The sequence below is a fragment of the Roseiflexus sp. RS-1 genome (genome assembly GCF_000016665.1).
Classification (GTDB): Bacteria; Chloroflexota; Chloroflexia; order Chloroflexales; family Roseiflexaceae; genus Roseiflexus.
This window is the reverse complement of record NC_009523.1, coordinates 510628-536406: the sequence shown is the minus strand read 5'-3', so window position 1 is coordinate 536406 and position 25779 is coordinate 510628. Positions and strand designations below refer to the sequence as shown.

18 protein-coding genes are annotated in these 25779 nt (G+C 59.8%); 7 read left to right on the top strand and 11 right to left on the bottom strand.

What is annotated here, in order from left to right; translation table 11 throughout:
• Positions 1–357: 357 nt before the first annotated feature.
• The 7 genes from ROSERS_RS02170 to ROSERS_RS02140 all read right to left on the bottom strand — a co-directional run bounded on the left by ROSERS_RS02170 (position 358) and on the right by ROSERS_RS02140 (position 8848).
• The gene (locus tag ROSERS_RS02170; RefSeq protein WP_011955207.1) at positions 358–1425 is read right to left on the bottom strand and encodes an ABC transporter ATP-binding protein; all 1068 of its coding nucleotides are present in this window, start codon (positions 1423–1425) and stop codon (positions 358–360) included.
• A 34-nt stretch (positions 1426–1459) separates the two neighbouring features.
• A complete protein-coding gene (locus tag ROSERS_RS02165) occupies positions 1460–2479 on the bottom strand; it encodes an ABC transporter ATP-binding protein (protein ID WP_011955206.1) in 1020 nt (339 codons plus the stop codon).
• Positions 2480–2491: 12 nt separating this feature from the next.
• A complete protein-coding gene (locus ROSERS_RS02160) occupies positions 2492–3499 on the bottom strand; it encodes an ABC transporter ATP-binding protein (RefSeq protein ID WP_041332777.1) in 1008 nt (335 codons plus the stop codon).
• Between the two features lie 17 nt (positions 3500–3516).
• The gene (locus ROSERS_RS02155) at positions 3517–4554 is read right to left on the bottom strand and encodes an ABC transporter ATP-binding protein (RefSeq protein ID WP_011955204.1); all 1038 of its coding nucleotides are present in this window, start codon (positions 4552–4554) and stop codon (positions 3517–3519) included.
• Positions 4555–4571: 17 nt separating this feature from the next.
• The gene (locus tag ROSERS_RS02150; protein ID WP_011955203.1) at positions 4572–5576 is read right to left on the bottom strand and encodes an ABC transporter permease; all 1005 of its coding nucleotides are present in this window, start codon (positions 5574–5576) and stop codon (positions 4572–4574) included.
• A 16-nt stretch (positions 5577–5592) separates the two neighbouring features.
• A complete protein-coding gene (locus ROSERS_RS02145) occupies positions 5593–6795 on the bottom strand; it encodes an ABC transporter permease (protein ID WP_011955202.1) in 1203 nt (400 codons plus the stop codon).
• 91 nt (positions 6796–6886) lie between these two features.
• Positions 6887–8848, bottom strand: a complete 1962-nt coding sequence (locus ROSERS_RS02140; protein ID WP_011955201.1) for an ABC transporter substrate-binding protein — start codon at positions 8846–8848, stop codon at positions 6887–6889.
• A gap of 435 nt (positions 8849–9283) precedes the next feature.
• Here ROSERS_RS02140 and ROSERS_RS02135 point away from each other — a divergent pair, with 435 nt between their 5' ends.
• Both ROSERS_RS02135 and ROSERS_RS23855 read left to right on the top strand, forming a co-directional pair.
• On the top strand, positions 9284–11371 hold the full coding sequence (locus tag ROSERS_RS02135; RefSeq protein WP_011955200.1) for a sensor histidine kinase: 2088 nt from the start codon (positions 9284–9286) through the stop codon (positions 11369–11371).
• A gap of 53 nt (positions 11372–11424) precedes the next feature.
• Positions 11425–12549 (top strand): restriction endonuclease, encoded by a 1125-nt coding sequence (locus ROSERS_RS23855; protein WP_011955199.1) that lies wholly within the window; start codon positions 11425–11427, stop codon positions 12547–12549.
• Between the two features lie 24 nt (positions 12550–12573).
• Here ROSERS_RS23855 and ROSERS_RS26635 read toward each other — a convergent pair whose 3' ends face one another.
• Entirely contained in the window at positions 12574–14982 is a 2409-nt protein-coding gene (locus tag ROSERS_RS26635; protein ID WP_232282746.1) for a phospholipid carrier-dependent glycosyltransferase, read from the bottom strand.
• A gap of 54 nt (positions 14983–15036) precedes the next feature.
• Between ROSERS_RS26635 and ROSERS_RS26370 the strand changes: the two genes are divergently transcribed.
• Positions 15037–15186, top strand: coding sequence for a DUF1949 domain-containing protein (locus tag ROSERS_RS26370; RefSeq protein ID WP_198136345.1), 150 nt, complete (start codon positions 15037–15039; stop codon positions 15184–15186).
• Positions 15187–15198: 12 nt separating this feature from the next.
• On the opposite strand, the gene ROSERS_RS02120 is transcribed toward ROSERS_RS26370, so the two are convergent.
• Entirely contained in the window at positions 15199–16677 is a 1479-nt protein-coding gene (locus tag ROSERS_RS02120; protein WP_011955197.1) for an STAS domain-containing protein, read from the bottom strand.
• Between the two features lie 212 nt (positions 16678–16889).
• Here ROSERS_RS02120 and tpx point away from each other — a divergent pair, with 212 nt between their 5' ends.
• The 3 genes from tpx to lysA all read left to right on the top strand — a co-directional run bounded on the left by tpx (position 16890) and on the right by lysA (position 20597).
• Positions 16890–17396 (top strand): thiol peroxidase, encoded by a 507-nt coding sequence (gene tpx / locus ROSERS_RS02115; protein ID WP_011955196.1) that lies wholly within the window; start codon positions 16890–16892, stop codon positions 17394–17396.
• 331 nt (positions 17397–17727) lie between these two features.
• A complete protein-coding gene (locus tag ROSERS_RS02110; RefSeq protein ID WP_011955195.1) occupies positions 17728–19188 on the top strand; it encodes a potassium/proton antiporter in 1461 nt (486 codons plus the stop codon).
• A gap of 71 nt (positions 19189–19259) precedes the next feature.
• Positions 19260–20597 carry a diaminopimelate decarboxylase gene (gene lysA / locus ROSERS_RS02105; protein ID WP_011955194.1) on the top strand — a complete coding sequence of 446 codons (1338 nt, stop codon included), beginning with the start codon at positions 19260–19262 and terminating at the stop codon, positions 20595–20597.
• Positions 20598–20634: 37 nt separating this feature from the next.
• On the opposite strand, the gene ROSERS_RS02100 is transcribed toward lysA, so the two are convergent.
• Positions 20635–21222 (bottom strand): hypothetical protein, encoded by a 588-nt coding sequence (locus ROSERS_RS02100; protein ID WP_011955193.1) that lies wholly within the window; start codon positions 21220–21222, stop codon positions 20635–20637.
• A 311-nt stretch (positions 21223–21533) separates the two neighbouring features.
• Between ROSERS_RS02100 and ROSERS_RS02095 the strand changes: the two genes are divergently transcribed.
• Positions 21534–22898, top strand: coding sequence for an aminotransferase family protein (locus tag ROSERS_RS02095; protein WP_011955192.1), 1365 nt, complete (start codon positions 21534–21536; stop codon positions 22896–22898).
• A gap of 81 nt (positions 22899–22979) precedes the next feature.
• On the opposite strand, the gene ROSERS_RS02090 is transcribed toward ROSERS_RS02095, so the two are convergent.
• Entirely contained in the window at positions 22980–25595 is a 2616-nt protein-coding gene (locus ROSERS_RS02090; RefSeq protein WP_157040930.1) for a hypothetical protein, read from the bottom strand.
• Between the last annotated feature and the right edge of the window lie 184 nt (positions 25596–25779).

Here is a 25779-nt window from a genome sequence, read left to right as displayed (position 1 = left end):
GTCTTTGAAGAAATAATCCGTCATAGCCCGTGCAGGCGGGCTTTGCCCTGGATAACCAGGAGCTCATGGTCTTTGAAGAAATAATCCGTCATAGCCCGCGCAGGCGGGCTTCGCCTTGCATAGCCGAGGGCTTCAGCCCGACGGCTAGCGCGGGATAGCGGATTTATTTCTCAATCTTCATCAGCCCCACGGCTCGCGCGGTAGAGCGGATTCAATGCTCAATCTCCATCAGCCCGACGGCTCATTCGGCAGAGCGGATTCAATGCTCAATCTCCATCAGCCCCACGCCAGGCGCACCTATCACCTATCACCTATCGCCTATCGCCTATCGGCTATTCAAAAGCGGTGTCAATGTCATCACGCGCTCGCCTGTGGCACACCCGGAGACGCGCCGTTATTCGGGCGCGCCACATACTGTTCCATCAACGCAATCGACTCGGGTGCGCGCCAGCAGGCGACGAAATGCCCATCGCCGTAATCCTGGAAGGGCGGCTCTTCGACTTTGCAGCGTTCGATGGCGATCGGGCAACGGGTGTGGAAGTGGCAACCCGGCGGCGGATTGAACGGACTGGGCACATCACCCTCCAGAATGATGCGTTGTCGTTTGCGCTCGACGGTCGGATCGGGAATCGGCGCTGCTGACAGAAGCGCCTGGGTGTAGGGGTGCATCGGCATGGAGTAGAGTTTCTTCCCCTCTGCCAGTTCAACCACCTTCCCCAGATACATCACCGCCACGCGGTCGCTGATATGCCTGACGACCGCCAGGCCGTGAGCAATGAACAGGTAGGTCAATCCAAGGCGGTGTTGCAGGTCTTCAAGCAGATTGAGCACCTGCGCCTGGATCGAGACGTCGAGTGCCGACACCGGTTCATCACATACGACAAATTCCGGTTCGACCGCCAATGCGCGTGCGATGCCGATGCGCTGACGTTGACCGCCGGAAAACTCGTGGGGATAGCGATTGATAAAATAGGGGTTAAGACCGACGAGTTCGAGCAGTTCCTGCACCCGCTCACGGATGGCTGCCTTCCCCTGACGCAGATTATGGACGGCAATCGGCTCACCGATGATGTCGCCCACCGTCATGCGCGGATTGAGCGACGCATACGGGTCCTGGAAGATCATCTGCACCTTGCGCCGCATCCGGCGCAACTCTTCCCCGTGCAGGCGGGTCAGATCGGTTCCCTGGAACAGCACCTCGCCAGCGGTTGGCTTGTAGAGTTGCAAAATGGCGCGACCGGTGGTGGATTTCCCGCATCCGCTCTCTCCCACCAGCCCCAGCGTTTCGCCCCGTTTGATCGAGAATGTCACGCCATCGACGGCTTTGACATAACCGACGGTGCGCTTGATAATCGCACCTTTCGTCACGGGGAAGTGCATCTTCAGGTTCCGCACCTGGATCAGATCGGTCGACGTGGCGCTCATATCTCTACCCTCTCACCTGATCATCATCGCATCGCTATGCTGGCACCTCGCCGCCGGTTGTAGGGAGCGGCGTTTCGAGCGTAATATCGAACAGGCAGGCCGCCTTGTGACCTGGAACCACCTCGCGCAACGGCGGAACCTGCTGATCGCACGTACCGGGGATGAAATAGTCGCAACGCGGACTGAAGGGGCAGATCTGCGGCAGGTTGATCAGGTCGGGCGGCAACCCGCGAATAGGGGTCAACGTTCGCCCTTCCTCCTCATCGAGGCGCGGGATTGAACGCAGCAGACCAATCGTGTACGGCATGCGGGGACGGGCGAAGATCTCTTCAGTAGGACCCTCCTCCACCACCCGCCCGGCATACATCACGATCACCCGGTCTGCCATCCCGGCGACGACGCCAAGGTCGTGGGTGATGATGATCACTGCCGTGCCGAGTTCGTGCTGCAACCGCTGGATGAGTTCGAGGATCTGCGCCTGGATCGTCACATCGAGCGCAGTTGTTGGTTCATCGGCGATCAGCAACTCCGGGTTGCACGACAGCGCCATGGCGATCATCACGCGCTGGCGCATTCCGCCGGAGAACTGATGCGGGTAGTCATCGAGGCGGCGTTCGGCGCCAGGGATGCCGACCATCTGCAACAGTTCGACCGCCCGGTTGCGTGCTTCTTTGGGCGTCAGTTTCATGTGCAGTTCAAGCGACTCGGTGATCTGGCGCCCGATCGTCAGCACCGGATTGAGCGATGTCATTGGATCCTGGAAGATCATCGCAATCCGGTTGCCACGAATGTGGCGCATTTCTTCTTCGGTGTAGTCGAGCAGATTGTCGCCATCGAAGATGATCTGCCCGCCGACGATCCTGCCCGGCGGATTGGGAATGAGGCGCATAATTGAGAGGGACGTGACGCTCTTCCCCGAACCGCTCTCGCCGACGATGCCGAGAGTCTCACCGCGATCAACGTGGAACGAAACATTATTGACGGCTTTGACGATCCCGTCCTGGGTCTTGAACTGAGTCTCAAGGTTCTTGACGACGAGCAGCGGTTGCGACATAGGCGCTCTCCTTTATGGCGAAACCTCGTGTGCAAAATGGCAGGCTGACCAGTGACCAGGCGCTTTTTCTTCGAATACCGGTTCGACCTCACGACATATGTCGCGCGCCATCCAGCAGCGCGGATGGAAGCGGCACCCCTTCGGCGGATTGATCGGACTCGGCACATCCCCCTGGAGAATGATCCGTTCACGCCGGATGGTCGGGTTCGGGATGGGAATGGCGGAAATCAGCGCTTTAGTGTACGGATGGAGCGGGCGGCGAAAGAGTTCCATCCGATCCGCCAGTTCGACCATCTTTCCCAGATACATCACGCCCACCCGGTTGCTGATATGCTCGACGACGCTGAGATTGTGTGCAATGAAGAGGTAGGTGAGACCGAACTCCTGCTGCAGATTGCGCAACAGGTTGAGCACCTGCGACTGGATCGACACATCGAGCGCCGACACCGGTTCATCACACACGATCAGTTTTGGATTCATCACCAGTGCGCGCGCAATTCCGATCCGCTGACGCTGACCGCCGGAAAACTCGTGCGGGAAGCGTTCCATATGACTGGGATGCATACCGACCTTCGCCAGCACCTCGCGCACGCGCTCGATACGCTCGGCTTTGCTGCCGATGCCGTGGATCGTCAACCCTTCCGCCACGCTCTCGCCGATCGTCATCCGCGGATCAAGGGAAGCATACGGGTCCTGGAAGACGATCTGCATATCGCGACGCAGCGCCTTCAACTGACTGCCGGAAGCGGCAAGCACATCCTTGCCATCGAAGATCACCTCACCATCGGTTGCCTTCTCAAGTCGCAGGATTGTGCGTCCGGTCGTGGTTTTGCCGCACCCGCTCTCGCCGACCAGACCCAGGGTTTCACCACGTTTGAGGGTGAAACTGACGCCGTCGACGGCTTTGACGACCGCAACAGTACGGCGCAGGATACCGCCTTTGATCGGAAAATGCTTGACCAGATTATTGACTTCCAGCAGCGTATCGCTCGACACGCTGCGTTGCCCTGCTGTTGTCATAGAAATACGTCCATTGATCAGGAGGTTTGAGCATCGGGAGCATACAGCCAGCACCGCACCTGCCGCCCGCCTTCCAGGTCAAACATCGGCGGCGGCTCATCGCAACGTGCAAACCGTCTGGCGCAACGGTCGGCGAAACGGCACCCGGCGGGCGGATTGATCAGGCTCGGCACAGTGCCGGGAATCGTCGCCAACTCATCGACAATTTCACCCAGGACGGGGATTGACGCCAGCAATCCCTGGGTGTAGGGATGTTTCGGTTCGGCGAAAATGCTGCGCACATCGGCATATTCAACCACCTGCCCGGCATACATCACAGCGACCGCATCGACCATTTCGGCAATCACCCCCATATCGTGGGTGATCAGAATGATCGAGGTATTGATCTTCTCGCGCAGTTCGCGCATCAGGTCGAGGATCTGCGCCTGGATCGTCACATCGAGCGCCGTCGTCGGCTCATCGGCGATCAGCAATTCCGGGTTGCACGCCAGCGCCATCGCAATCATCACCCGTTGCGCCTGCCCGCCGGACAGTTCGTGCGGATACTGGTTGATGCGCCGTTCCGGGTCGGGCAGCCCCACCAGCGAGAAGAGTTCGATGGCGCGCCGCCGCGCCTCTTCGCCGCGCAACCCCTGGTGGATCTCCAGCGCCTCGATGAGTTGATCCCCCACCCTGAAGACCGGATTGAGGCAGGTGGTGGGTTGCTGAAAGATCATCGAGATGCGATTGCCGCGGATATGGCGCATATCTTCTTCGCTCAGCGAACGGATATCCGTGCCATCGAAGATGATCTGCCCCTCGACGATCTTCCCCGGCGGGTCCTGGATCAGGCGCATGATCGAGAGCGACGTGACACTTTTGCCACAACCGCTTTCCCCGACGATGCCGAGCGCCTCACCACGGTGCACCGTCAGATCAATCCCATCGACCGCGCGCACCACGCCAGCTTCGGTAAAGAAGTAGGTTTTCAACCCTCGCACTTCGAGGAGAACATCGCCGTTTGCGGATTTTTTGCGCGGAGTTGCTGCCGGTGCAGGAACAGATGAAGTCGTCACGTTTCTCTTACTTCTTGTTACAGTTTCAAGCGCGGATCGAGAGCGTCGCGCAATCCATCACCGATAAAGTTGAACGCCAGCGAACAGAGAAAGATCGGCAAACCGGGGATGAGCGGCATCCACGGATGATTGAACATATAACTGGTTGCAAACCCCATCATATTCCCCCAGGTCGGCGTCGGGTCCTGCACGCCGAAACCGAGGAAACTGATTGCCACTTCGCTCACCAGCGCGCCATTGAGACCAAGGGTAAACGCCACGATCAGCGGCGGGAAGGCATTCGGGAAGACGTGCTTGAGCAGGATCCACGCATTCGAGCCGCCGAGGGCGCGCGCCGACTCGATGTACTGCATTTCGCGCACCTGAAGCACCATGCCGCGCATCAGACGCGCCACACCGACCCAACCGAGCGACGCGAGCACCAGGATCAGCAATGCCACCTGCGTCGCCTCGCGGTTGGGCACTGCCATGATCCAGGCGACCGGACCGATGATCCAGGACGGGAGAACGATCAGGTCAGCATTCTGGATCATGATTGCACTGAGGATCAGCAGGATCGGCAGATCGGGGATCGTTGCGACAAACTCCATGATACGGCTGATTGTATTATCGACCCAACTGCCGAAGAACCCCGCCAGCAAGCCAAGGGTTGTACCAATGATCGCCACCAGCGTCGTGACCGAAACCGCCACCATGAGCGACACCCGTGCTGCATAGATTACGCGGGTGAAGAAATCGCGCCCCAGGTGGTCGGTGCCAAGGATATGGAGTTGACCCGTGGCCGGGTCAGCGCTCATTGGCGGGAGGCGGGTGCGGTTCAAGCCGATATCGTCACGCGGGAAAGGAGCGATCCAGGGCGCCAGGATCGAAGCGGTAAAGATCAGGATCAAAACGGCAAGACTGACCATTGCCAGTCGGTGCCGGCGAAACCGGCGGAAGACAACCGCCCACTGTCCTTCAGAGCGCGTCTGCAACCGATCAAGCGCGCCAGGCGCCGCTGGCGCCGATGTTGTCGTGGCCATGGTTACGTTCTGCTCCTCACGTGAGCCGGATGCGCGGATCGACAACCGTGTACAGGATGTCGGAAATGAGATAACCAATCAACACCAGAACGGTACTGATGAACAGGATCGACATAGCAACCGTATAGTCGCTGCGTCCAAGCGCATCGACCAGCAACCGCCCCATACCGGGCCAGTTGAACACCGATTCGGTAATGGCTGCGCCAGCAACCAGCGTTGGCAGCACCCCCGCGAGCAGGGTCACGAACGGGATCAACGCATTGCGCAGCGCGTGCCTGGTAATCACTGCCCGTTCGCGCACGCCTTTCGCGCGTGCTGTGCGCACATAATCCTGCCGCAGCACTTCGAGCATACTGGCGCGAATGAAACGGCTCCACCCCGCGATATTGAAAAACGTCAACACCGCGCACGGCATAATAAAGCGCAGGGTGCGATCAAGCGCCGAACCGGCCTGCACCGTCCCGACCCACGGAATATCGTAGTTGCGAATACCCTGCGCACCGCCCGACGGCAGGTAGGGCAACCCGGCATCCTTCGCCAGCACCGAGAAGATCAGGATCGCCATGACCCCCATGAACAGGGTTGGCAGCGATGACCCGATGAAGGTAATGCCGGTCATCGCATAGTCGAAGCGCGAATACTGACGCACCGCCGAATAGATGCCCACCGGCACACCGATCATAATCGCCAGCAACGTCGAAACGCCCATCAATTGCAGCGTATACGGCAGGCGACTCATCAGCAGATCGCTGATCGGGCGATCACGCGCAATCTGCTGCGACAGACCGAAGTCGCCAAACAGAATGCCGCGACTCGTGCGGCGCTCCGCCAGATTCGCCAGTGTTACCACCCGGACGCACCCCTCCTCGATGATCTCAACCGTGCCATCGGGGTAGCGCAGGCGCACCTGACCGGGGATTGCACACCCGACAACCGTGTCCGGCGGGATCAGATTCACCCCGCCGATCTGCACAGGACCGGCAGGGAAGCCGATCAACCAGCGGGTAAAGCGGATGGGGAGATAGAGATCAAGTTCATAGCGAGCTTTCAAACGCGCAATATCTTCTTCGGTCACCCGGCGCTGCCCGGTATTCTGCATCTGCTGCAAAAACAACAACGGTCCGCCCGGCGCAATATATAACAACGAGTAGCCGAGCATCGCCGAAAGAATGGCGACGATGACCATTTGAATCAGGCGACGGATAAGATACGTTGTCATACCATCCTGCTCACACGATGTACTTTTGTTAATTATATATGAATGCGCGTGCAGGGACAAACCCCGCACGCGCCTTTTTGCCCCTACCGGTTTACCGGATGAACAGGTTCATATCCATGTGCTCCCAGGTCGGGCTGGCGTCGGTCTTGGCTTCGATCTTGCCCTCTGCCGCCGCCTTGAGCACCGTTTCCACCTCCGGACCGGCGCCGAGCGTCGCCTTCTCAAGAATGTCGACCTCGCCGGTCAGCAGCGCTGCTACTGCCGCATTGGTGTCGGCGTAGAACTGGATGATGACATTCTTGACCTTCGGCGCGCCGAGCACGAAGTTCGGGTTTGCCTCGAACTTCATGAACTCGCCCTTCTTCCACTCCTTCAGGATGTATGGACCATACCCCAGCGGAATTTCGGCGACTTCCGGCAGAGTTGCCCACTCTTTCGCCGGCACATCCGCCAGTTTCCGCCCGTCCGAAACGGTCACATGCGAGGGGTAGCCGCCGTAGGGAGCAGTGAAGTAAATTGGCCACTGCACGCCCGGCAGGAACTTGATGGTGTAGCTGGTATCGCTGTTAAAGGTGACACCGTTGAGATTATCGTGCGACTCGCAGAAGGTCAGGCTGACCGCCCCTGAGTCGGGATCGCACGCGATCTTGACGCCCAGTTCCAGGTCGGCCTTCTTCAGCGGTTCGCCGTCCGACCACTTAATGCCTTTGATGAGATCGTAGGTGACGGTGAGCTGGTTCATCTTCACCGTGCCACTCTCGTACTTGACCGTCTCACCGTCGGAGTTGATGATCTCAACGCCCGGCTTGAGTTCAACGGCAGCGCCCGTCGCGTCCCAGACCTTATCACCTTCTTTGACTTCGACGACCTCATTCTTTGCCTTGCCGGACTCAATCGTCGCAAGACCATCCTGCAGCACCGGCTGGAAGTCGTAGCTATACTGGGTGGTCAGCACGCCTTCGACGAGTTGCGCCGCCTGGCGCTGCACTGCCGCGCTCTCGACCAGCGTGAACATCGAAGCTGGCTCCTGAGTGAAGCCCAGGATAATGGTGTCGCCGCCATCGGCGCGCTCCCACTGATACGCATTCGCGGTGATATACTCGGTCGGGTCGGGCTTGAGACCCCTCAACGCCTTGTTCCAGGCATACGCCTCGAGGCGCTGGAACAGCGGCAGGCTGACCATGTCCTTGGTGAACTCGACCTGGAACGCCTTGTAGTTCTTGATGCGCTCCTCGCGGTTCAGCGTATTGTTCGCCGCAGTGATCGCCTTGCTGGCCGTCTCGTTGCACCAGCCCATATAGTTCTGCCCATTCCAGTTGTTATCCGGCAGCGGAATCTGGTCACAGGCATACAGGGTGCGACCACCGGGATCGGCTTCACCAACCCAGGCGAATGCGCCAAGTTCAAAGTCGCGCCGGCGCAGACCGGACGCGCCACCGAACCACCAGGATGCCGGGGCATGCTTGCGGATGATCTGGATGCCGCAATTATCGAGCAACTGCTTCTCCAGCACGGTTGCCCAGGTGATGCGGAACTGCGCATTGGTGGTGGTGAACTCGAGCGACAGCGGCTCGCCATCCTTCGCGCGCACACGCTGACCTTCAGGCAGTTTCCAGCCCGCCTCTTCGAGCAGCGCCTTGCCCTTATCAGGGTCGAACGGATAGACCACGATCCCGTCCGCTTCGCTGGCTGCCGCCCAGTGCGTCTTCGGCAGGTTGGTATCCATCAGCAACTCTTGCTGCTGCTCCGGCGTCAGGTAACTGTAGACCGACTGGATCAACTCGGGGCGGTTGGTGCAGTACGCAATCGCCTGGCGCACCCGCACATCGCTGAGGATCGGGTGCGGTGTGGTGAACGCCCCTGATGGAGCAGCCGTCGGCGCCTCAGCCACAACCGTCTCGCGCACAACGACCGTCTCCCGAACCGGCTCTGCCGTTACGACCACCGTTTCGCGGATCGGTTGCTGTGCCGTCCCGCCGCCGCAGGCTGCCAGGATCGGCGCAACCAGCGCGAGCAACAGGGTCAGCGCGATCTTCCTGTCGAGAATCTTCATGGAACAATACTCCTTTCTCAGGTCTTCCAGACCGGAGGACATCCCTCATCGACGTCCGCAAAGGAATCTGCAAACGACATGCAGGTTTGTGCGATAGGCAACCTCCTTGTTGATATGCTATCCGCTTATCAGGGACTCGCACCGGACATCGGCGCGAACGGTATGCATCCAGATACAGGCACACTGTGATGCTGCCAGGTTGCATCCATACCGAACTACTGGAAGAGCGCGGCGCCTCCTTGCTGGCGAGGATACACAACACGCGCAGACGATCGTCGTGTGCGCCTGGATGCGCCGGATTAACTCAACATCAACGGTTGCACGAAATGGTAACACGCTGCTACAGGTATGTCAAGCCGAATACTGTGCATGCACAACCGTTGACAAGCCGCATTGAGGCGCTACAATAACATCATAAGCAGACAGGGCGAGACCATGTACGCGCTCTCTTCCACATCGGCGACGCTTCCGATCATTCTGCACGCTTCACGCCTGCTTGCCGGCGATCAGGCGCTTGAGATGCGGTTGCCCGGTGTGTTCGATCTACTGCGCACTGCCATTCCCTTCCACGATGGACGTGTGACCTGGTGGCGGCATGAACCGATCGCAGCGTCAACTGGCGATCAGTGGTATGCGCCGAACGGCTGGAGTCTCCCATGGCACGATGATCTGTTGCACGAGGTTATTGCCCGTGGCGCTCCCTGTCGTCGTGTCGTGGATGCTGCCGGTGACCCGGCGCTTCACTATGGTGCGCCGATCATCTGGAACCGGCGTCTGTGGGGGGTGCTGGAACTGCGTGGCGACCATCAGATGATTATCGGCGACGAGGAACAGGCGCTGATCGATGCGCTGAGCCCGCTGCTGGCAGCTGCAATCGCGTCCAGTAGCAACACGAATATTGATACGCCAATCCTGACGACGCGCCAGCAGCGTGTGCTCGATGCCCTGCGCGCCGAACTCGAAGCGCCGCTCGATCTTGGTGAGCTTCTGACCTTCCTGTTGCGCTGGGCGCTCGATGCGACCGGCGCCGAAGCTGGCGCGATCGGCGTGGTCGACCGTGAGCGCGGTGAAGTGACGCTTCAGGCATATGAAGGGTACGGCGCCAATCCGCTCAGTCGCGACGCTTTCGGCGAAACACGGCGTCGCTGGAACTGGAGCGTCGGCGTTGCGGGAAAGGTCGCGCGCACCGGTCGCGCCATTTTGCTGCGCGATGTGTCACACGACCCGGATTATCAGGCGCTCAATCCTGAGGTGCGTGCAGAACTGGCAATGCCAATCGGCGCCGATCAACCGCTTGCCGTGCTGATCCTCGATAGCCCGCGCTCAACCGCGTTCGGCGACGGCGAAGTGGCGTTCGTCAAGGCGTTGTGCGATCTGGCGGTCAATCCGCTGCGCCGCGCGCTGCACTACCAGCAGTTGCTCGAAACCAGCACGCACCTCGGTCAGGTCTTTTCCAGCATTCCCGGCGGGCTGGCGTTGATGGATCAACAGGGGCGCGTGCTGCGCCACAACCCGGCATGGCTGACGATCTGGGGGTTGCCGTCCGGATCGATGCGCGATCCGTTCTATGTGCCGCTCGACCTGGTGCCGCTGTTGCTGCCGCGGCTGCGCGATCCGCTTGCGCTGACCGGGATGTGCGCCGAAGGTCAGCGCGCCCCGACTGAAGTGCAATCGCTGCTGGTGCAGTTGACCAGCCCGCATCAGGAGTTGATGCTCCTCTCGGTGCCAACGCGCGATAGTTTCGGTTCGCTGACCGGTCGGTTGTGGATCGTCAGCGATGTGACACGCGAACGCGAAGCCGATCGCCTGAAGAGTGAGTTCCTCTCGATCATCTCGCACGAACTGCGCACGCCACTCACCTCGATTATGGGGTACACCGAATTGCTGCTGGCGCGCGAGTTCAGTCCTGCCGAACGGCGCGAATTTGTGCAGACGGTATACAACGAAGCGAATCATCTCTACCAGATCGTCGAAGACTTGCTGGGGGTGACGCGGCTGGAAGCCGGGAATGTGCGCCTCAATCAGTGGGCAGTGTCACTGCGCCAGATTGTGAGCGACCTGACAGCGCAACTCAATAATCAGATCAGCGGCAAACATACGATGCTGATCGACATTCCGCCGCATCTGCCGCCCGTCTACGCCGACCGTGACAAGGTCCGGCAGGTGCTGGTGAATCTGATTACGAATGCGGTCAAATACTCGCCGAATGGCGGCGAAATCCGCCTCACAATCTCCGATAACGTCGAACTCCCGCCCGATCACCCGCGCGGGAAGTTTGTGCGCGTCGCGGTGAGCGACCAGGGAATCGGGATTGCGCCAGAGGACCTGCCGCGTATCTGGGAGCGCTTCTACCGCGTTGACAACGGCAATACGCGCCGCATCGGCGGCACCGGTCTTGGTCTTTCGATTGCCAAAGCTCTGGTGGAACTGCACGGGGGGCGCATCTGGGCGGAGAGCAAACTCAACAAGGGCAGCACGTTCTACTTTACACTCCCCGTGGCAACGGATCTGGTGCGGAGATAGGGGAGTGGGGGGCAGGAATAACGTATAGATGTGCTCATGAAGAAATCCGACCAATGACCTACCTCGACGCTGCCTATACTATCCTCAAAGCTGCCGGTCAACCGTTGCACTACGAGGCAATCACCCAGGAGGCGCTAAAGCAGGGGCTGATCAAGCCACAGGGAGCAACCCCGGCTGCGACGATGGGCTCCCGGCTCTACACCGACACGCTGGAGGAAGGCTCACGATTCGTGCGCGCTGGCAGGGGAACGTTCGGTCTGGCTGAATGGCGACCCAGGGGCATCGACGCCCACGTGTCCGACATCAACGCAGACACGCGAAAACAATTGCGCGAAATGGTCCTGAACATGCCGCCAGACCGGTTCGAGGCGCTGATCCGCGAGTTGCTGATCCGCATGGGCTTTGATGAGAGTACAGTCCAGATCACCCCGTATCGCAGCGATGGCGGCGTTGACGTCATTGGCATCTACCGCGCCGCCGGACTGACCGAGGTGAGCGCTGCGGTGCAGGTGAAACGCTGGAAGGGCAACGTAGGCGCGTCGATCGTCACCCAGTTGCGCGGTTCGCTGCAGGTGCATCAGCAGGGTATTATCATCACTACCAGCGACTTCACGAAAGATGCGCGTCGAGAGGCTGTCGAAGCGAACAAAACGCGGATTGGTTTGATCAATGGTGATGAACTGATCGATCTGCTGGTGAAGCATCAGGTAGGCGTGGTCAAGCGCACCCTGGAGGTAACTGTCCTGGACGACGAGTATTGGAGCGAGTTGATCGGACAGAGCAGTGCGCCTTCTGTCCCGACGGTTTCGCTTCCGGATCCAGTCGCACCCAGACCAGCCCCGACTGTCAAAACAAGGTTGATGCCAGGGAAACCCAAAGGCTTCATTCTGTTTGGCGAATTCTACGCTGCGAACACCTGGCGCGGGGTGTTGTTGGGTGTCTGCCAGGCGCTGGCGCAGCGTTGCGACAATTTCGCAACGGTTGCGACCATTATCAAGGGGCGCTCGCGGCAGCACATTGCTGACAGCCCGACTGGTATGATCTCCCCGGCGCCCATCCCGGGCGCTGCGTTGTGGATCGAGACCAATCAGAGCGCACGATCAGTGCTATGGATTATCGCGCAGTTGCTGGAAGCGCTGGGGCGCTCGCCGAACGACTTTGAGATTGTGGTCAGTTGAGCATCGCTGTCCAGCGTCCAGCGTTCAACGTGTAACGGTAACCACCCCCAGATCGATCGGTCCCGCATCATTGATCGGCGTCATTGTCGCGGCATCGTACATGCCCGCCAGCAGGCGATAGGTTCCCGGCGCCACCGTTTCAGGAACGAACAGGTCCTGATCATCGCGCACCAGGTCTCCCGGCTGCCAGGCGCTGGTCGGGCGACGCCCCTCGAGCGGCGGCACATCGCGCTGCGCAACTTTGTTCCCCGCTGCATCGACGAGGTGCACATACACGGTATAATCCAGCGGGAGCGGGCGCGTTGCGCGCCAGAAGAGCGCCAGCGGCAACACGCCGCCTGCCTGTACCTTTCCCGGATGGCGATACCCATCAAGCACAACCGCACCGGCGCCGAGCGTTGCTCCTGACGGTGTGCGTGGCTCGATTGACGCCTCAGGCGCACCGGTATCAAAGATCGCCAGTTCAGGTCCGTGCCGCTCACCCGACCGCAGAAAGCGCGCCGCCGGTTCGCCAAAGGCATTCAGCGCCGCCACGCCCGTATCACGGTCAAGATGCACCACCACAAACCGAATGCCCTGCTCGCGGTACCAGGCGAGTTCGTGCCGGATGGCAGGCTCGCCGCCAATAGCGCGCAAACGCGGTGAAAGGATGAGGGTATTGTCCTCCAGCCAGACCCGCTCGCCATCCGTTGTGCGCGCCTCCAGCCATTCCCCCGCCAGAATGCGCGTCGTCGGACGGGAGCGCAGCGTTTCGTCGTGGATCGCCTGCACCAGCGGTTCAGCCATCAGCAGCGCGGCGACTGCCAGCAACAGCGCAGTGCGGTTGCCGGTCAGCCGACGAACGAATGCAACCGGCGCTGGCGCTTCCCTGCGTTCGGATTGCACTGCCGTATCTCGCTTCGCGGTTGTCCACCAATCAACGATAGCAACAACCAGCGCTGCGGCAAGGATGCACAGGAATGGCAGCAGCGGCATCGCATTGCGGAAGAACACGACCTTCACCCCGGTCAGTTGCAACACCGCAGGAACGATAACCGCCAGAACGAGGATATCGGCTGATTTGCGTCGCAGGAAAGCCAGCGCTACCCCTCCCAGACATGCCCACGCCAGCAGCGTCCCTTCACGGGTCAACGCCCACCAGTAGAACAGCGCCGGTTGGTCTGACTCGGCGCCCGGATGCCCGTCGAAACGGTAATGTCTGATAATCCCGGCGAGATCGGTGAGAATGCGTGGCAGATCGCGCAACCAGAACGGGACGCCGAGTGTAAAACCCAGCAGGATGCCAGCGAGAGCGGCGAGGAGAAGGTTGAGGGTTGAAGGTTGAAGGTTGAAGGTTGAAGGTTGAGCGGTGAAGGTTGAAGGTTGAAGGTTGAGCGGTGAAGGTTGAAGGTTGAAGGTTGAGCGGTGAAGGTTGAACGTTGAACGTTGGGAGGATGGTTGAACGTTGGGGGTTGAAGGTTGAAGGTTGAGCGGTGAAGGTTGAACGTTGAACGTTGAACGTTGGGAGGATGGTTGAACGTTGGGGGTTGAGCGTTGAGTGTCGGACATGCGACGATGCGCAACTAACACAATCGATGCCAGCAGCGCGATCACGAGTGCGCCAGCGTTCCATTTGGTCGCTGTAGCGATGCCGACGCCAAACCCGGCGAAGAGCGCCAGCGCCAGCGTCGACCGGAGCGTTTCCCGCCCCCCGTCGTGCTCCGGCGCAACACCAAGCCGTGCGATAGCCAGGAATGCCAGCAGGGTGAAGAACATCGCTGGCGTATCGGTCGTCACATAATGCGCATCGCCAGCCACCGCTGGCATGACCGCGATCAGTGCAGCCGCCAGCAGTCCAGCCGTGCGCCCGTAGAGGGAACGTCCCGCCAGGAATGTCAGCGCAACAGCGCCCGTGCCAAGCAGGGCGGTCAACGCGCGCGCCCAGACATAGAACCGCACCGGATCGATGTCGGCAGGGGTGCGGTAGAGACCGGCGCCAGCACCCCAGAGAAAGTGGAACGTCGCCACGCCGACCTGCATATAGACATAGAGTGTCGGGTAGGTGTACGAAAAAGGAGTATACTCACCCGTGCGCAGCATCCGCAGCGCCTCGTCGGCGACCGCCCATTCATCAGGGTGCTCGAAGTAGGGCAATCCGAAGCGCAATCCCCAGACCCGCAACCCCAGCGCCAGCGCAAGGATGCCGACCAGAGCCACTGCGGTGCGCGTGACGCGCACCCGCGCCACCACCTGCGGATGCGCAAGGATCGACCCCAGCAACGCCAGTGCCAGCGCACCCTGCACCGGCACGGCGGCAGCGCCGAGAACGCCGCGCCCCAGCGCCAGCGCCAGAAACAGCGCCAGCGCCAGCACTCCAGGCGCATACCGCAGCAGGCGTGGTCGATCACGCTGCGTTTGCGCAGCAACACGCGGTTCAACCGGAACATTCGCCATGCCCGGCATTATACCATTGACAATCCCGTATCCGCATATGAGCCAATACAGCGATTGATCGCCGCCCATCGCGGAACGATTGAGCGTGAAGAGTTTGCTGCTACGGTCACGCTGGAGATTATCGCGCCGGACGCAAACGTTGCCGCGCTGACCGGTGCGCTGCGCACAATAACGGCAGGACAGGTGCAGATTGCAGCAGTGTGAGTGCGCGAAATCTCATTGATGCACCGGTGACGATCTGTTACTCTGATGCAAGAGCGCAGCGACCCCCTCTTGCATCGTTGCAAAGTACTGAATGCCGTGTATCTCCAATCGCTCACGGACGATGCTTTCAGCAATATCGGGGCGCACGCCGCACAGCACGATCTGCGCCCCCATCAGGCGAGCGCCGTCGGCTGCCTGGTGCAGCGCCACGGCGAGGGAATGATCAAAACCGGTGATGCCGGTCAGATCGAGCAGCACCTTCTGCGCGCGTCGTTGCTCGATCTGGTTCAGCAGCAGCGTAACCATCGCCTGGCTGCGTTCGCCGGTGAAGGCGCCGATCAGCGGCAGCGCCAGCACCCCTTCGCTCAACGGGATCAGTGGCAGCGTCAAACGAGTGATCATCGCGTCTCGCTGGCGGATCTCATCGAGCGAGCGTTCCAGCGCTGCGGTGCGTTCTTCGAGCGCAGCGTGCGATGCCGCCAGCGCCGCTCTCTGGCGTTCCGCCGTCGTCACATCGCGGAGGAGCAGCACGCTGCCGGAGGTATGATCACCCTTGATAGCAACCTCTGAGACGATCAGCGTTGCTTCGGCCTCACCCTCACGATGAAAGCGCCGCACACCGGCGAGACGATCCTCCGACATCGTGCAGTCCTGAAACCCTGCGCGCGCCAGAGCTGTTTCGAATGTCGTCTCGCCATCGTCGTTCAGCGACGCCAGTTGCCGCGCTGCGCGGTTCGCAAAACGAACCTGCCGCTGCGCATCGATAATCACCACGCCATCCGGCAGAGACTCAACGGCGGTGCGCAGCGCAACCTGTGATGGGCGAAACATCTGATACCGCAATGTCAACCATCCAAATGCAAGATAGAGCGGAAGCATGCTGACATAATTCAACGCCAGCCAGTACATCGGACCGAACCATGCGCCTGCTGCAAAGGAGAGCGCCAGACCGCCCGACAGCCACGCCGCCGGTACGCGCACACTGCGCCGACGCGCGGCAACCGTGATCAACATTGCTACAGGAACAAGCAAGCCGCCGAGAATATACGATATGATCACCAGCATATACAGTGGACCGTTCAAAAGACCCGGCATGCCTGTTGCTTCGGATGCGTCCATACGTCTGACCAGACCGAGACCGCTATACCAGTCCAGCGTCAGGAACAGCGCCATGAACAGGTACGGCGCCGCAAGCGCCCGGCGCACTGTCGGTTGTGCATACCGGTGCGGAATAAAGATCGCCAGAATCAGCCAGATCAGTAACCAGGAAGATACAGCAAGCAACGGCGCCGACAATCCATAGACGAACCACACTTCCCACGGATCGCTTCCCGTGAAGCGCAGCACAGCGCAATACATGAGCAGAACAGCGCTGAGAGCAAACAATGCGAACAGGCGGTTTGTCGTTGCGCGCCAGTCCTGTATCAGCACATACACACCAGTCGCAGTCAGAATGATCATGCTCAGGAGGATGAGAACAAAGTTGATCATATCCCCCTCCGAAACTTATTCGTATTCTGTATCAATACGTGTGCCGCACCCGACATTGCCTGCATCGATTATAATGACCGACAACCGGCATCTTCAACTGTACAATGGTCACATCGGGGTACTGTACCTGGTGCGTGGAAGCAGTTCCTTTGATCGTCCATCGTATTATGGATCGTCGCCGGGTCGAACCTGCATTTCAGGAGGAAGAGTGTATGGAACGTGCGAACGCCTTCGACTTCTTGGGTCCGAGAACGCTGGTGGGTCCTGAACTGAAGCCGGGTGATCGAGCGCCCGCATTTAAGCTGACGACCGGAAAAGCAACGATCAGCAGTGAGCAGTTTGCTGGCAAGCCGCTGGTGATCAGCGTCATTCCGTCGATCGATACCGGCGTCTGTTCCAAACAGACCCGGCGGTTCAACGAAGCAGCGGCGGAACTCGGCGATGCGGTCAACATCCTGACGGTCAGCGCCGATCTGCCGTTTGCCCAGGGGCGCTGGTGCGGCGCTGAGGGGGTGGATAAAGTCATTATGGCGTCTGATCACCTGGATATGAGTTTTGGCGCCGCCTACGGCACGTATGTCAAAGAATTGCGCATCGAAAGCCGGGCGGTGTTCGTGGTGGACAAAGATGGCATCATCCGCTACGCTGAATATGTGCCGGTTGCCGGTCACGAACCGAACTACGACGCGGCGCTGGCAGCATTGAAGGAACTCTTGTAAGTCTGGAGGTGCAAACCTGGGCTGGCAGGCGAAAGAAAAAGGCATCGCACAACCAGAAACGCCTGCTTTTCGATACTCCGCTGCACCATCAGTTCAGGATCATGCGCTGGGGGTGTCGTAACCGCGTTTCATCTGCCGTGGCGGGCAGCAGGACGCCCTGCTGTCCCCTTCTCTTCTACGAGAACGAACGATTGGCGTTGCTGTCGGGCGCAGTAACACCTGTATCCTGCGTCGCTCTTCGCTTTTGTACAGTGCGCCACGATCACCTTCCACTCGTCTGTGGCGTCGCACCTGGCGACACAAGAGCCTGGCAATCCAGCAGGTTGCACCGATGTCACTTGAACTCATCCTGATGATCGCAGCGTTGCTTTTGATCCTCAGCATCATTGCCGGAAAAGCATCGCTCCGGTTCGGGTTGCCTGCACCGTTGCTCTTCCTGATCATCGGGATGCTCGCCGGTTCCGACGGTCCGCTCGGCATCTACTTTGATGACGCCTGGCTGGCGCAGTCGGTCGGCGTGCTGGCGCTGGTGCTAATCCTGTTCTCCGGCGGGTTGGGCACCGACTGGCAGATGATCCGTCCGGTCTTGTGGACCGGGATGATCCTGGCGAATCTGGGGGTGTTGATCAGCGCACTGCTGGTAGCCGTCGCCGCGCACCTCCTGCTCCAGTTCTCAATCCTGGAAGGGTTCCTGCTCGGAGCGATCATCTCGTCAACCGATGCCGCTGCGGTTTTCGCGGTGATGCGCACGCGGGATGTCAATCTGCGCGATAATCTGGAAGGGTTGATCGAACTCGAGTCGGGCAGCAATGATCCGATTGCCGTGTTTCTGACGATTGGCCTGACCATGGTGCTTGCCGACCCGTCGCGCTCGCTGGCAAGCCTGGCGCCGCTGTTCGTGCTGCAGATGACCGTCGGCGGCGTGGCCGGGTATGCGATGGGCCGGTTGATGGCGATCACGATCAATCGCGCAAAACTGCAACTGGAAGGGTTGTATCCGGCGCTGGCGCTGGGGTTGGTGCTGTTGACCTATGGCGGTACGGCGCTGATCAACGGCAGCGGGTTTCTTGCGGTCTATCTCGCCGGCATTGTGCTTGGCAACTGCGATTTTGCCCACAAACGGAGTCTCATTCGTTTTTATGACGGGCTGGCATGGCTCATGCAGATCGCCATGTTCCTTGTCCTGGGCTTGCTGGTGTACCCCTCGCGCATCGTTCCAATCATCGGCGAAGGGTTGCTTATGTCCGCATTTCTGGTTTTTGTGGCGCGTCCGGTGGCAGTCTTTGTGTCGCTTGCTTTCTCCCGCTACGACTGGCGCGCTAAAGCGATGGTTTCCTGGGCTGGACTGCGCGGTGCAGCGCCGATCGTGCTGGCAACCTTCCCGCTGCTGGCAGGGCTGGATCGCGCTGGCATGGTGTTCAACCTGGTCTTTTTTATCGTCCTGACCTCGGTGTTGATCCAGGGTACCACTATTGCGTATGTTGCACGCTGGCTCGGTGTGCAGCAACCGCGTCCACAGGCGACGTTTCACTATCCGCAAGAGTTCATTCCACAGGTCAGCGCCAGCAGTCAACTGGTTGAGTTGACCGTTGCACCCGGTTCCCCCGCGTGTGGGCGGGCGATTATGGAACTTGGATTGCCGCGTGGTGCGCTGGTGGTGCTGATCAACCGCAGTGACGATAGCCTGGTGCCGGGCGGCACAACGATTCTGGAGCCGGGGGATCGGGTGTTGCTGCTGGCGGAACGCAGCGCTCTCGACGATGTGCGGCGCGTGTTGAGTAATGAAGGTTGAGGGTTGAACGTTGAAGGTTGAGCGTTGAACGTTGTGAAGGTTGAACGTTGAACGCTGAATGGAGAATGGATATGGAGAGCCTTCCGTCTCAAAACCGGAACCCTCCCCCCAACGCCGGTCTCTGGCCCCTGACAACCTCCGTCGATCATGGCGGTCGCCTGTTCATTGGCGGGTGCGATGTAGCGGCGCTGACGCAGCAGTACGGCACACCGCTCTACCTTTTCGACGAAATGACCATCCGCGCTGCATGTCGTGCCTGTCGCACTGCATTCGCCGATCACTACCGTGGTACAACCGCAGTGCATTACGCTGGCAAAGCGTTGCTCAACATCGCAATTGCGCAGATCATCGCCGATGAGGGGTTGGGACTCGACGTGGTTTCAGGCGGTGAACTGTACGTCGCGCTGCGCGCCGGATTCCCGACGCAGCGCATTCATATGCACGGCAACGCTAAAACCCACGCCGAACTGGAACAGGCGCTGGCAGCCGGGATTGGACAGATTATCGTCGATAACCTGGATGAACTGGATATGCTGAGGCGCCTGACCGCGCATCGTTCGTCGCCACAGCCGGTTGCGCTGCGCATTGCGCCCAACATTGCCGCCGACACGCATGCGCATATCCAGACCGGTCACGCGACATCGAAGTTCGGTCTGCCACTCGACGCGCTCGATGCCGCCGCTGAGAAACTGTGCGCAGCGTCTGGCGTGCGTCTGACCGGGTTGCACGCTCATCTGGGATCGCAACTGTTCGATAGAGCGCCCTATGCGGCAGCCGTCGAGGTGTTACTCGATAGTGCAGCGCGTCTGCGTGACCGCTTTGGCGTGTTGATCGAAGAGATAAACGCCGGTGGCGGGATCGGCGTCCCGTACACCACCGATCAACCCCTGCCGGACATCGATGCCTGGGCGGCGCTGTTGGGCGACTCGCTGGTACGCGGGTGCGAACGCCGCGGATTGCCACTCATGCGCCTGGTGATCGAGCCGGGACGCTCAATCATTGCGCGCGCTGGCGTTGCGCTCTACACAATTGTGGCAACCAAACCGCTTCCCCATATGCGCTTTCTCCATATCGACGGCGGTATGGGGGACAACATTCGCCCTGCACTATACGATGCGCGCTACACCGCAGCACTGGCGGAGCGGATGCGTGATCCGGTTGAGGAATGTGTGGCGATTGCCGGTCGCTACTGCGAGTCTGGCGATGTCTTGATCCGTGACCTGATGCTGCCGCGTGCCAGGGTCGGCGAGATACTGGCTGTTCCGGTCGCTGGCGCATATACGCTGAGTATGGCAAGCACCTACAACCTGGCGCCCCGACCGGCGGTTGTGCTGATCAATGAGGGAGAAGCGCGACTCATCCAGCGCCGCGAGACGTATGAAGACCTGATTGCACGAGAGGTATGGTGAGCGCGAAGTGCATCCGCACTCCGCGCTCGCCGTCGCTTCACCAACCGTCGCCCATATCGAATTCGGCGCTGAGATCGCCGCCGAAGTCTTCGAAGCCGCCGGTCAGGTCTTCCATCCCCATGTCGCCGATCATTTCATCGGCGCCAAACCCGTCCAGGATTGCCTGCGCTGCCATACTGCCGATCACGCCGCCAATCATGGCGCCCAGCAATGTTCCGGCAAACGCACCGCCGAAGCCCATCCCACTTTGCGCCTGCGCTGCGTGTGGCGGCGCGGGTGCGTCATTGCGGCTAAACAGGCGCTCCATTATGCCCGGCTCTCGCAGTTCGGCGCGCGTTGCCAGACGCGCCAGAGTTTGCGGGTCGTCCTGCTGCGGCACGGAGGCGCGCTCGTGCGGCGGCAGCATGGCTGTCAATTCACGCAGTGCATATGCGCGCTGTTCTGGTGTCAACTGCGCGAACGCATCGGCGTATGCCTGCTCGATTGCGTCAGGCGGCGCAGTGCGCAGAAAGTACCGATAACGCTCAAGCGCCTGTTCATCGCTCAGGCGAGTAGCAGGCCCGGTTGCAGGGCGTGGTTGCTGGTTGCGTCGGTCACGTCCGAACAAAGAGTCGAAAATCCCCATTGCAATGCTCCTTTCATTCGTTGTTCAGTATAGCCGCTGCTGGATGTCGGGGGAAGAGCGATTCCCCCTGAGGTTGCAGGGTAAGTTTACCATTTTCGATACAGTATATCATTACAACAGGCGCATACCTTTTATCAACATACTCCGGCATCGCGATCAAAGAAGCACACCTTCCCGCAGGCGCCTGCGACATGTGGTCACGCTTCCTTCGGGCAGGCGCTCGCTTCATTATCTGCTCGTATTGTTGTACCTGTGGTATCATTGTCCTGGATGTACCGCACTGCTGTGACGTTTCTTGTACGGGAGGAGTTATGACTGCCATCGATGTCGCTGATCGCATTCAGAGCGACCTGGCGCACCTGTTGCACCCGCTGTATCACCCCAGCGGTCATCAGTCGCCGAAGATTTGGGTGAAAGGGCGCGGCGCGATTGTGATCGACATCGAGGGGCGCGAGTATATCGATGGGTTGAGCGGGCTGTGGAACGTGAACGTCGGGCATGGGCGGCGCGAACTGGCAGAGGCGGCAGCCGAACAGATGACCACGCTGGCGTACTGCTCCGCCTACACCGGCTCGTCGAATCTGCCCGCCATCAATCTGGCGGAGCGGCTCAGTCAGTTGATGTACCCGTCGATCAATACCTTCTTCTTCACCAGCGGCGGCGCCGAAGCGACCGAAACTTCGTTCAAGACGGCGCGCTACTACTGGAAACTGGTCGGCAAGCCGGAGAAGGTCAAGTTCATTGCGCGGATGCGTGGGTACCACGGTGTGACGATGGCCGCCATGAGCGCGACCGGTCTGCCAGTCTACTGGCCCATGTTCGAGCCGCGCATGCCGGGCATTGTGCATATCGAGTCGCCCTACCCATATCGCTTCGTCAACCCGACCCCTGAAGTCAGCGACGGCGTCGCTGCGGCCAATCTGCTCGAAGAAGCCATCCTGCGCGAAGGTCCTGAAACAGTGGCCGCATTCATTGCCGAACCGGTGCAGGGCGCTGGCGGCGTGATCGTGCCGCAGGACGATTACTTCGGTCGCATCCGTGCGATCTGCGACAAATATGAAGTATTGCTGATCGCCGACGAGGTGATTACCGGCTTCGGGCGCACCGGTCGCTGGTTTGCCCTTGAGCACTACGGCATCGAACCGGATATTGTGCAGTTTGCCAAGGGGATTACCAGCGGGTACGTTCCACTTGGCGGCATCGGCATCTCCGACCGCATTCGCGAGGCGATCCACAGCGCGCCGCCCGACAAACGATACATGCACGCCTACACCTACTCCGGTCATCCGACATGCTGCGCCGTTGCGCTGCGCAATCTGCGGATTATCGAGGAGGAAGGGTTGGTCGAGCGGGCAGCAGTTCTGGGAGATCGCCTGCTGACCGGGTTGAAGACGCTGGAAGCGCTCGACGGGGTAGGGGATGTGCGTGGCAAAGGGATGATGGCGGCCGTTGAACTGGTGGCGGATAAAACGACAAAGCAGCCCTACCCGACGGAAGCGAATGTCGGCGCGCGCGTGTATCAGGAGATGCTGAAGCGCGGATTGTTCACCCGCGTGCTCGGCGATATGATCCTGCTCGCTCCACCGCTGGTCTCGACAGAGGAACAGATCGAACAGATTGTGGCGATCATCGGTGAGTCAGTGCAGGCGGTGATTGCAGCGACGCCATCACCGTAGCCGATGTAGTGCACACGGGAGTGCCGGAAGCATTTGAGAACTGCTACAACGACGGTTTCCTCTCGTTTGGAGATCCTCTCTTTATCCTGAACTCGCATATGCATTATACACTACGCGAAGCCACCATATCGTTGAGTATGCCAGCGCGTTCAGCATAACCAGGCTAAGCACCAGCGTCACAATGCCGATCGTGCGGCGCTGCGGAGGCCACCATGCCAGCCACCCGCCTGCGAGAACCAGCGTCAGTGATCCGACGGCAGGAAAGCCGTAGCGTGGTAAAGGGGGTGGTTGGACAGACGGCGCATGCATCGTACGTAACACTGCGTTCATCCACATCAACAAACCGATGACCAAAAACACCACGATAGCAATACGTCGAGATGAACGGTCGTTGTGAGTCACAGCCAGACGGATGCATCCTGCAACTGTTATCAGAAAGACAAAGTTCAGCGCTAAAAGCCAGATATCGCCTGTCAGCATCAATCTTCCCCATCCAAGCGAAGCAAAAGAGCGAAAAATAATGTCAGGCACGCGATCAAAAAGAATGAGGGGAACTGTACGCTCGATATCGAACATCGATGCGGCGATTCGTGATAGAGAAATTCGGACAAGATATCGGGCAGCGCTATCGACTTCTGGACGGACATACGGCCACGCCTGTTCTGCCGAGCCATTGCGCACAAGGTTGGCGAATGGACGACCCTCCCAGAAACCGCTGGTTGCTGAACGGTCGAAAATTGGCGGAGTATCGGCGGAGAACGAACCCTGTACTGCCACAACGCCATCGACAAACAGGGTAACAGGAGATTCGGCAGCGGGCGGTGGCGCCGGAATGAAAACCTGCAACGAGCTTAAGGCTTCCGGCGCTTCGAATGTCCATGCAACAAAACGTGGCGTCGTACTCGCCTCGATAACTGGGGTCATCACTACTGCAGGACGAGCCCCTTCATTGTAGAGAACTCCCGGTCCGGCGATCGTGACCGGGTGTGACGCCCAGACCCACGCGCCAATCGTGATCGTCCGACCGGCAATCAGAGGTACATCAGCGGAAGCGATGGGAGTCGCCAGCCCGGAAAAATCGTCATATAGAGAGATGCTGGATGTAAGTCGAAACGCCTGTTGTCCGTGTGGCGTATCGGAATCGGAAACAACCGCACGCGCTGCGCCATCGATAGATACTGCGCCGTAGCGATACCACCCGGCAGGATCGCCCCACGCGAGTATGCTCCCGAGGATGACTGCGCCTGCTCCGACCAGTGCCGCAATGAGAGGTTTCCAGCGCCACCGGCGGTGCAGACCAACCGCAATGACCAGAACAAGCGGGGCAATGAAGATCGCCGCCACCGCGACGTTCTTCATCGCTGCAGCAATCAGAGCAGCGCTGACGACCCATGCCGCACGTCGAGTGCTCCATCCCAGCATAATGATCCGGACTACGCTCCACAGAAAGAGCGAAAATCCCAGAATCGCGCCAACATCGTTGTTCACTGCCGTCATAATATTGGCGAAGGGAGGAATGAGCGCCGCCGTGAGTGGCATCAACCAGCGCATGTGATGCCCTTCGTGGAAGAGCGTGCGCGCAATGCCGCCAAGAATGGCGACTGTAACCACGAACATAACCAGCGATACGCTGCGGGCCACGTAGAGTTGTTCGATAACCGTCAATCCGCTGGTGAATCGCAGTGGCAGACCCACTATGAGATAATACGTCGGAAAATGCGACAGTGCGCTCCCTGTACCGCCGATCTGGGCAATTTCCGGATCGGGCGTCCTTACCGCAGGCCAGGATGGGCGGAATGCCATCAACCAGACATACTCAAAGTGCGACGGTTCATCATCATGGTGCCAGGGTGGAACCAGCGTCAGAAAGACGATCCCCTGCACACTGGCGACGACCAGCACGCACGCAAGCCGTGCTCTATCCGAAGCCAGAAATTGCCGCAAAACTGCCAGCCCCGGCGACAGATGCGACTGTATTCCCCAGAAGATACCTGCACCCACTGCGGTTCCGACCGGAATAAGCCACAGGTCGGGCAGGAGCGCGACGGCATCGACCGGACGCGCAGCTCCGACAGCGACAAGACCGGCAACGGCGGCGGCGGCAAACCATGGTAGCACTCTGCCTGCCAATTGCGACATAACCACGAATGTTGCAATTGGCAACAACAGCAGCACGACAGTGCGGATTCCGCCAAGCGTCGCAATTGCCAGGCCCGGCGCCGGAAGACCATCGACCGGGTGCACTGCCACACGGGTGAATGCTGCGCCTAACTCTCGTGTATCGCGCGCTTTCGCCGGACGGAAGGCGCGCATATCGAGACGCAGATCAGGGGCGCCGGGACGCGGCGGGAGCAGCACCCGATAGCGCCGCCAGTCTCCTTCGACAACAAAAGCGTTGCTGCGCCAGGATCCGAGCCCCAGGCGCGTCTCGGCAGGCGCAGCATTCGGCGGACGCGGTGAGGTCATACGCAGATCGATAATCAGAGGATGCCGGGTAAGACCAAACAGGAGCACAATGGCGCCTCGTTCCGACCAGCGGTACCGTTCGCGCTCGTTCGACTCGGCAGCGCTAAACTTGACCAGATGCCTTGACGCCACTGAGTCTGCTGCATCAAAGTACAACGAATGGGGCGCACATGCCAGACCCGCGCCGAATACGATGACTGCCAGAAGCGTTGCCAGTGCGATGTGCTGCACCGACGCAACCCGGAAACGCGCCTCTGTGTGTGAATGAGCAATGTTTACTATTGATGAAGACTTCATAGCAGAAAAAGGAGAGCCGCGACGCTCCTAAAAAAACTCGTTCCATGGTCATTGTGAGAAGTCATGAAGCGCCGAAGCGCTGATTACACAACCGGTCAGTGCGTTGTGCGCGCTCCTG

Bases quoted from the DNA above. Each gene is read 5' to 3' on its own strand.
- ROSERS_RS02170 (WP_011955207.1), bottom strand. From the start codon at position 1,425: ATGAGCGCCACGTCGACCGATCTGATCCAGGTGCGGAACCTGAAGATG.
- ROSERS_RS02165 (WP_011955206.1), bottom strand. From the start codon at position 2,479: ATGTCGCAACCGCTGCTCGTCGTCAAGAACCTTGAGACTCAGTTCAAG.
- ROSERS_RS02160 (WP_041332777.1), bottom strand. From the start codon at position 3,499: ATGACAACAGCAGGGCAACGCAGCGTGTCGAGCGATACGCTGCTGGAA.
- ROSERS_RS02150 (WP_011955203.1), bottom strand. From the start codon at position 5,576: ATGGCCACGACAACATCGGCGCCAGCGGCGCCTGGCGCGCTTGATCGG.
- ROSERS_RS02145 (WP_011955202.1), bottom strand. From the start codon at position 6,795: ATGACAACGTATCTTATCCGTCGCCTGATTCAAATGGTCATCGTCGCC.
- ROSERS_RS02140 (WP_011955201.1), bottom strand. From the start codon at position 8,848: ATGAAGATTCTCGACAGGAAGATCGCGCTGACCCTGTTGCTCGCGCTG.
- ROSERS_RS02135 (WP_011955200.1), top strand. From the start codon at position 9,284: ATGTACGCGCTCTCTTCCACATCGGCGACGCTTCCGATCATTCTGCAC.
- ROSERS_RS23855 (WP_011955199.1), top strand. From the start codon at position 11,425: ATGACCTACCTCGACGCTGCCTATACTATCCTCAAAGCTGCCGGTCAA.
- ROSERS_RS26635 (WP_232282746.1), bottom strand. From the start codon at position 14,982: ATGGCGAATGTTCCGGTTGAACCGCGTGTTGCTGCGCAAACGCAGCGT.
- ROSERS_RS02120 (WP_011955197.1), bottom strand. From the start codon at position 16,677: ATGATCAACTTTGTTCTCATCCTCCTGAGCATGATCATTCTGACTGCG.
- tpx (WP_011955196.1), top strand. From the start codon at position 16,890: ATGGAACGTGCGAACGCCTTCGACTTCTTGGGTCCGAGAACGCTGGTG.
- ROSERS_RS02110 (WP_011955195.1), top strand. From the start codon at position 17,728: ATGTCACTTGAACTCATCCTGATGATCGCAGCGTTGCTTTTGATCCTC.
- lysA (WP_011955194.1), top strand. From the start codon at position 19,260: ATGGAGAGCCTTCCGTCTCAAAACCGGAACCCTCCCCCCAACGCCGGT.
- ROSERS_RS02100 (WP_011955193.1), bottom strand. From the start codon at position 21,222: ATGGGGATTTTCGACTCTTTGTTCGGACGTGACCGACGCAACCAGCAA.
- ROSERS_RS02095 (WP_011955192.1), top strand. From the start codon at position 21,534: ATGACTGCCATCGATGTCGCTGATCGCATTCAGAGCGACCTGGCGCAC.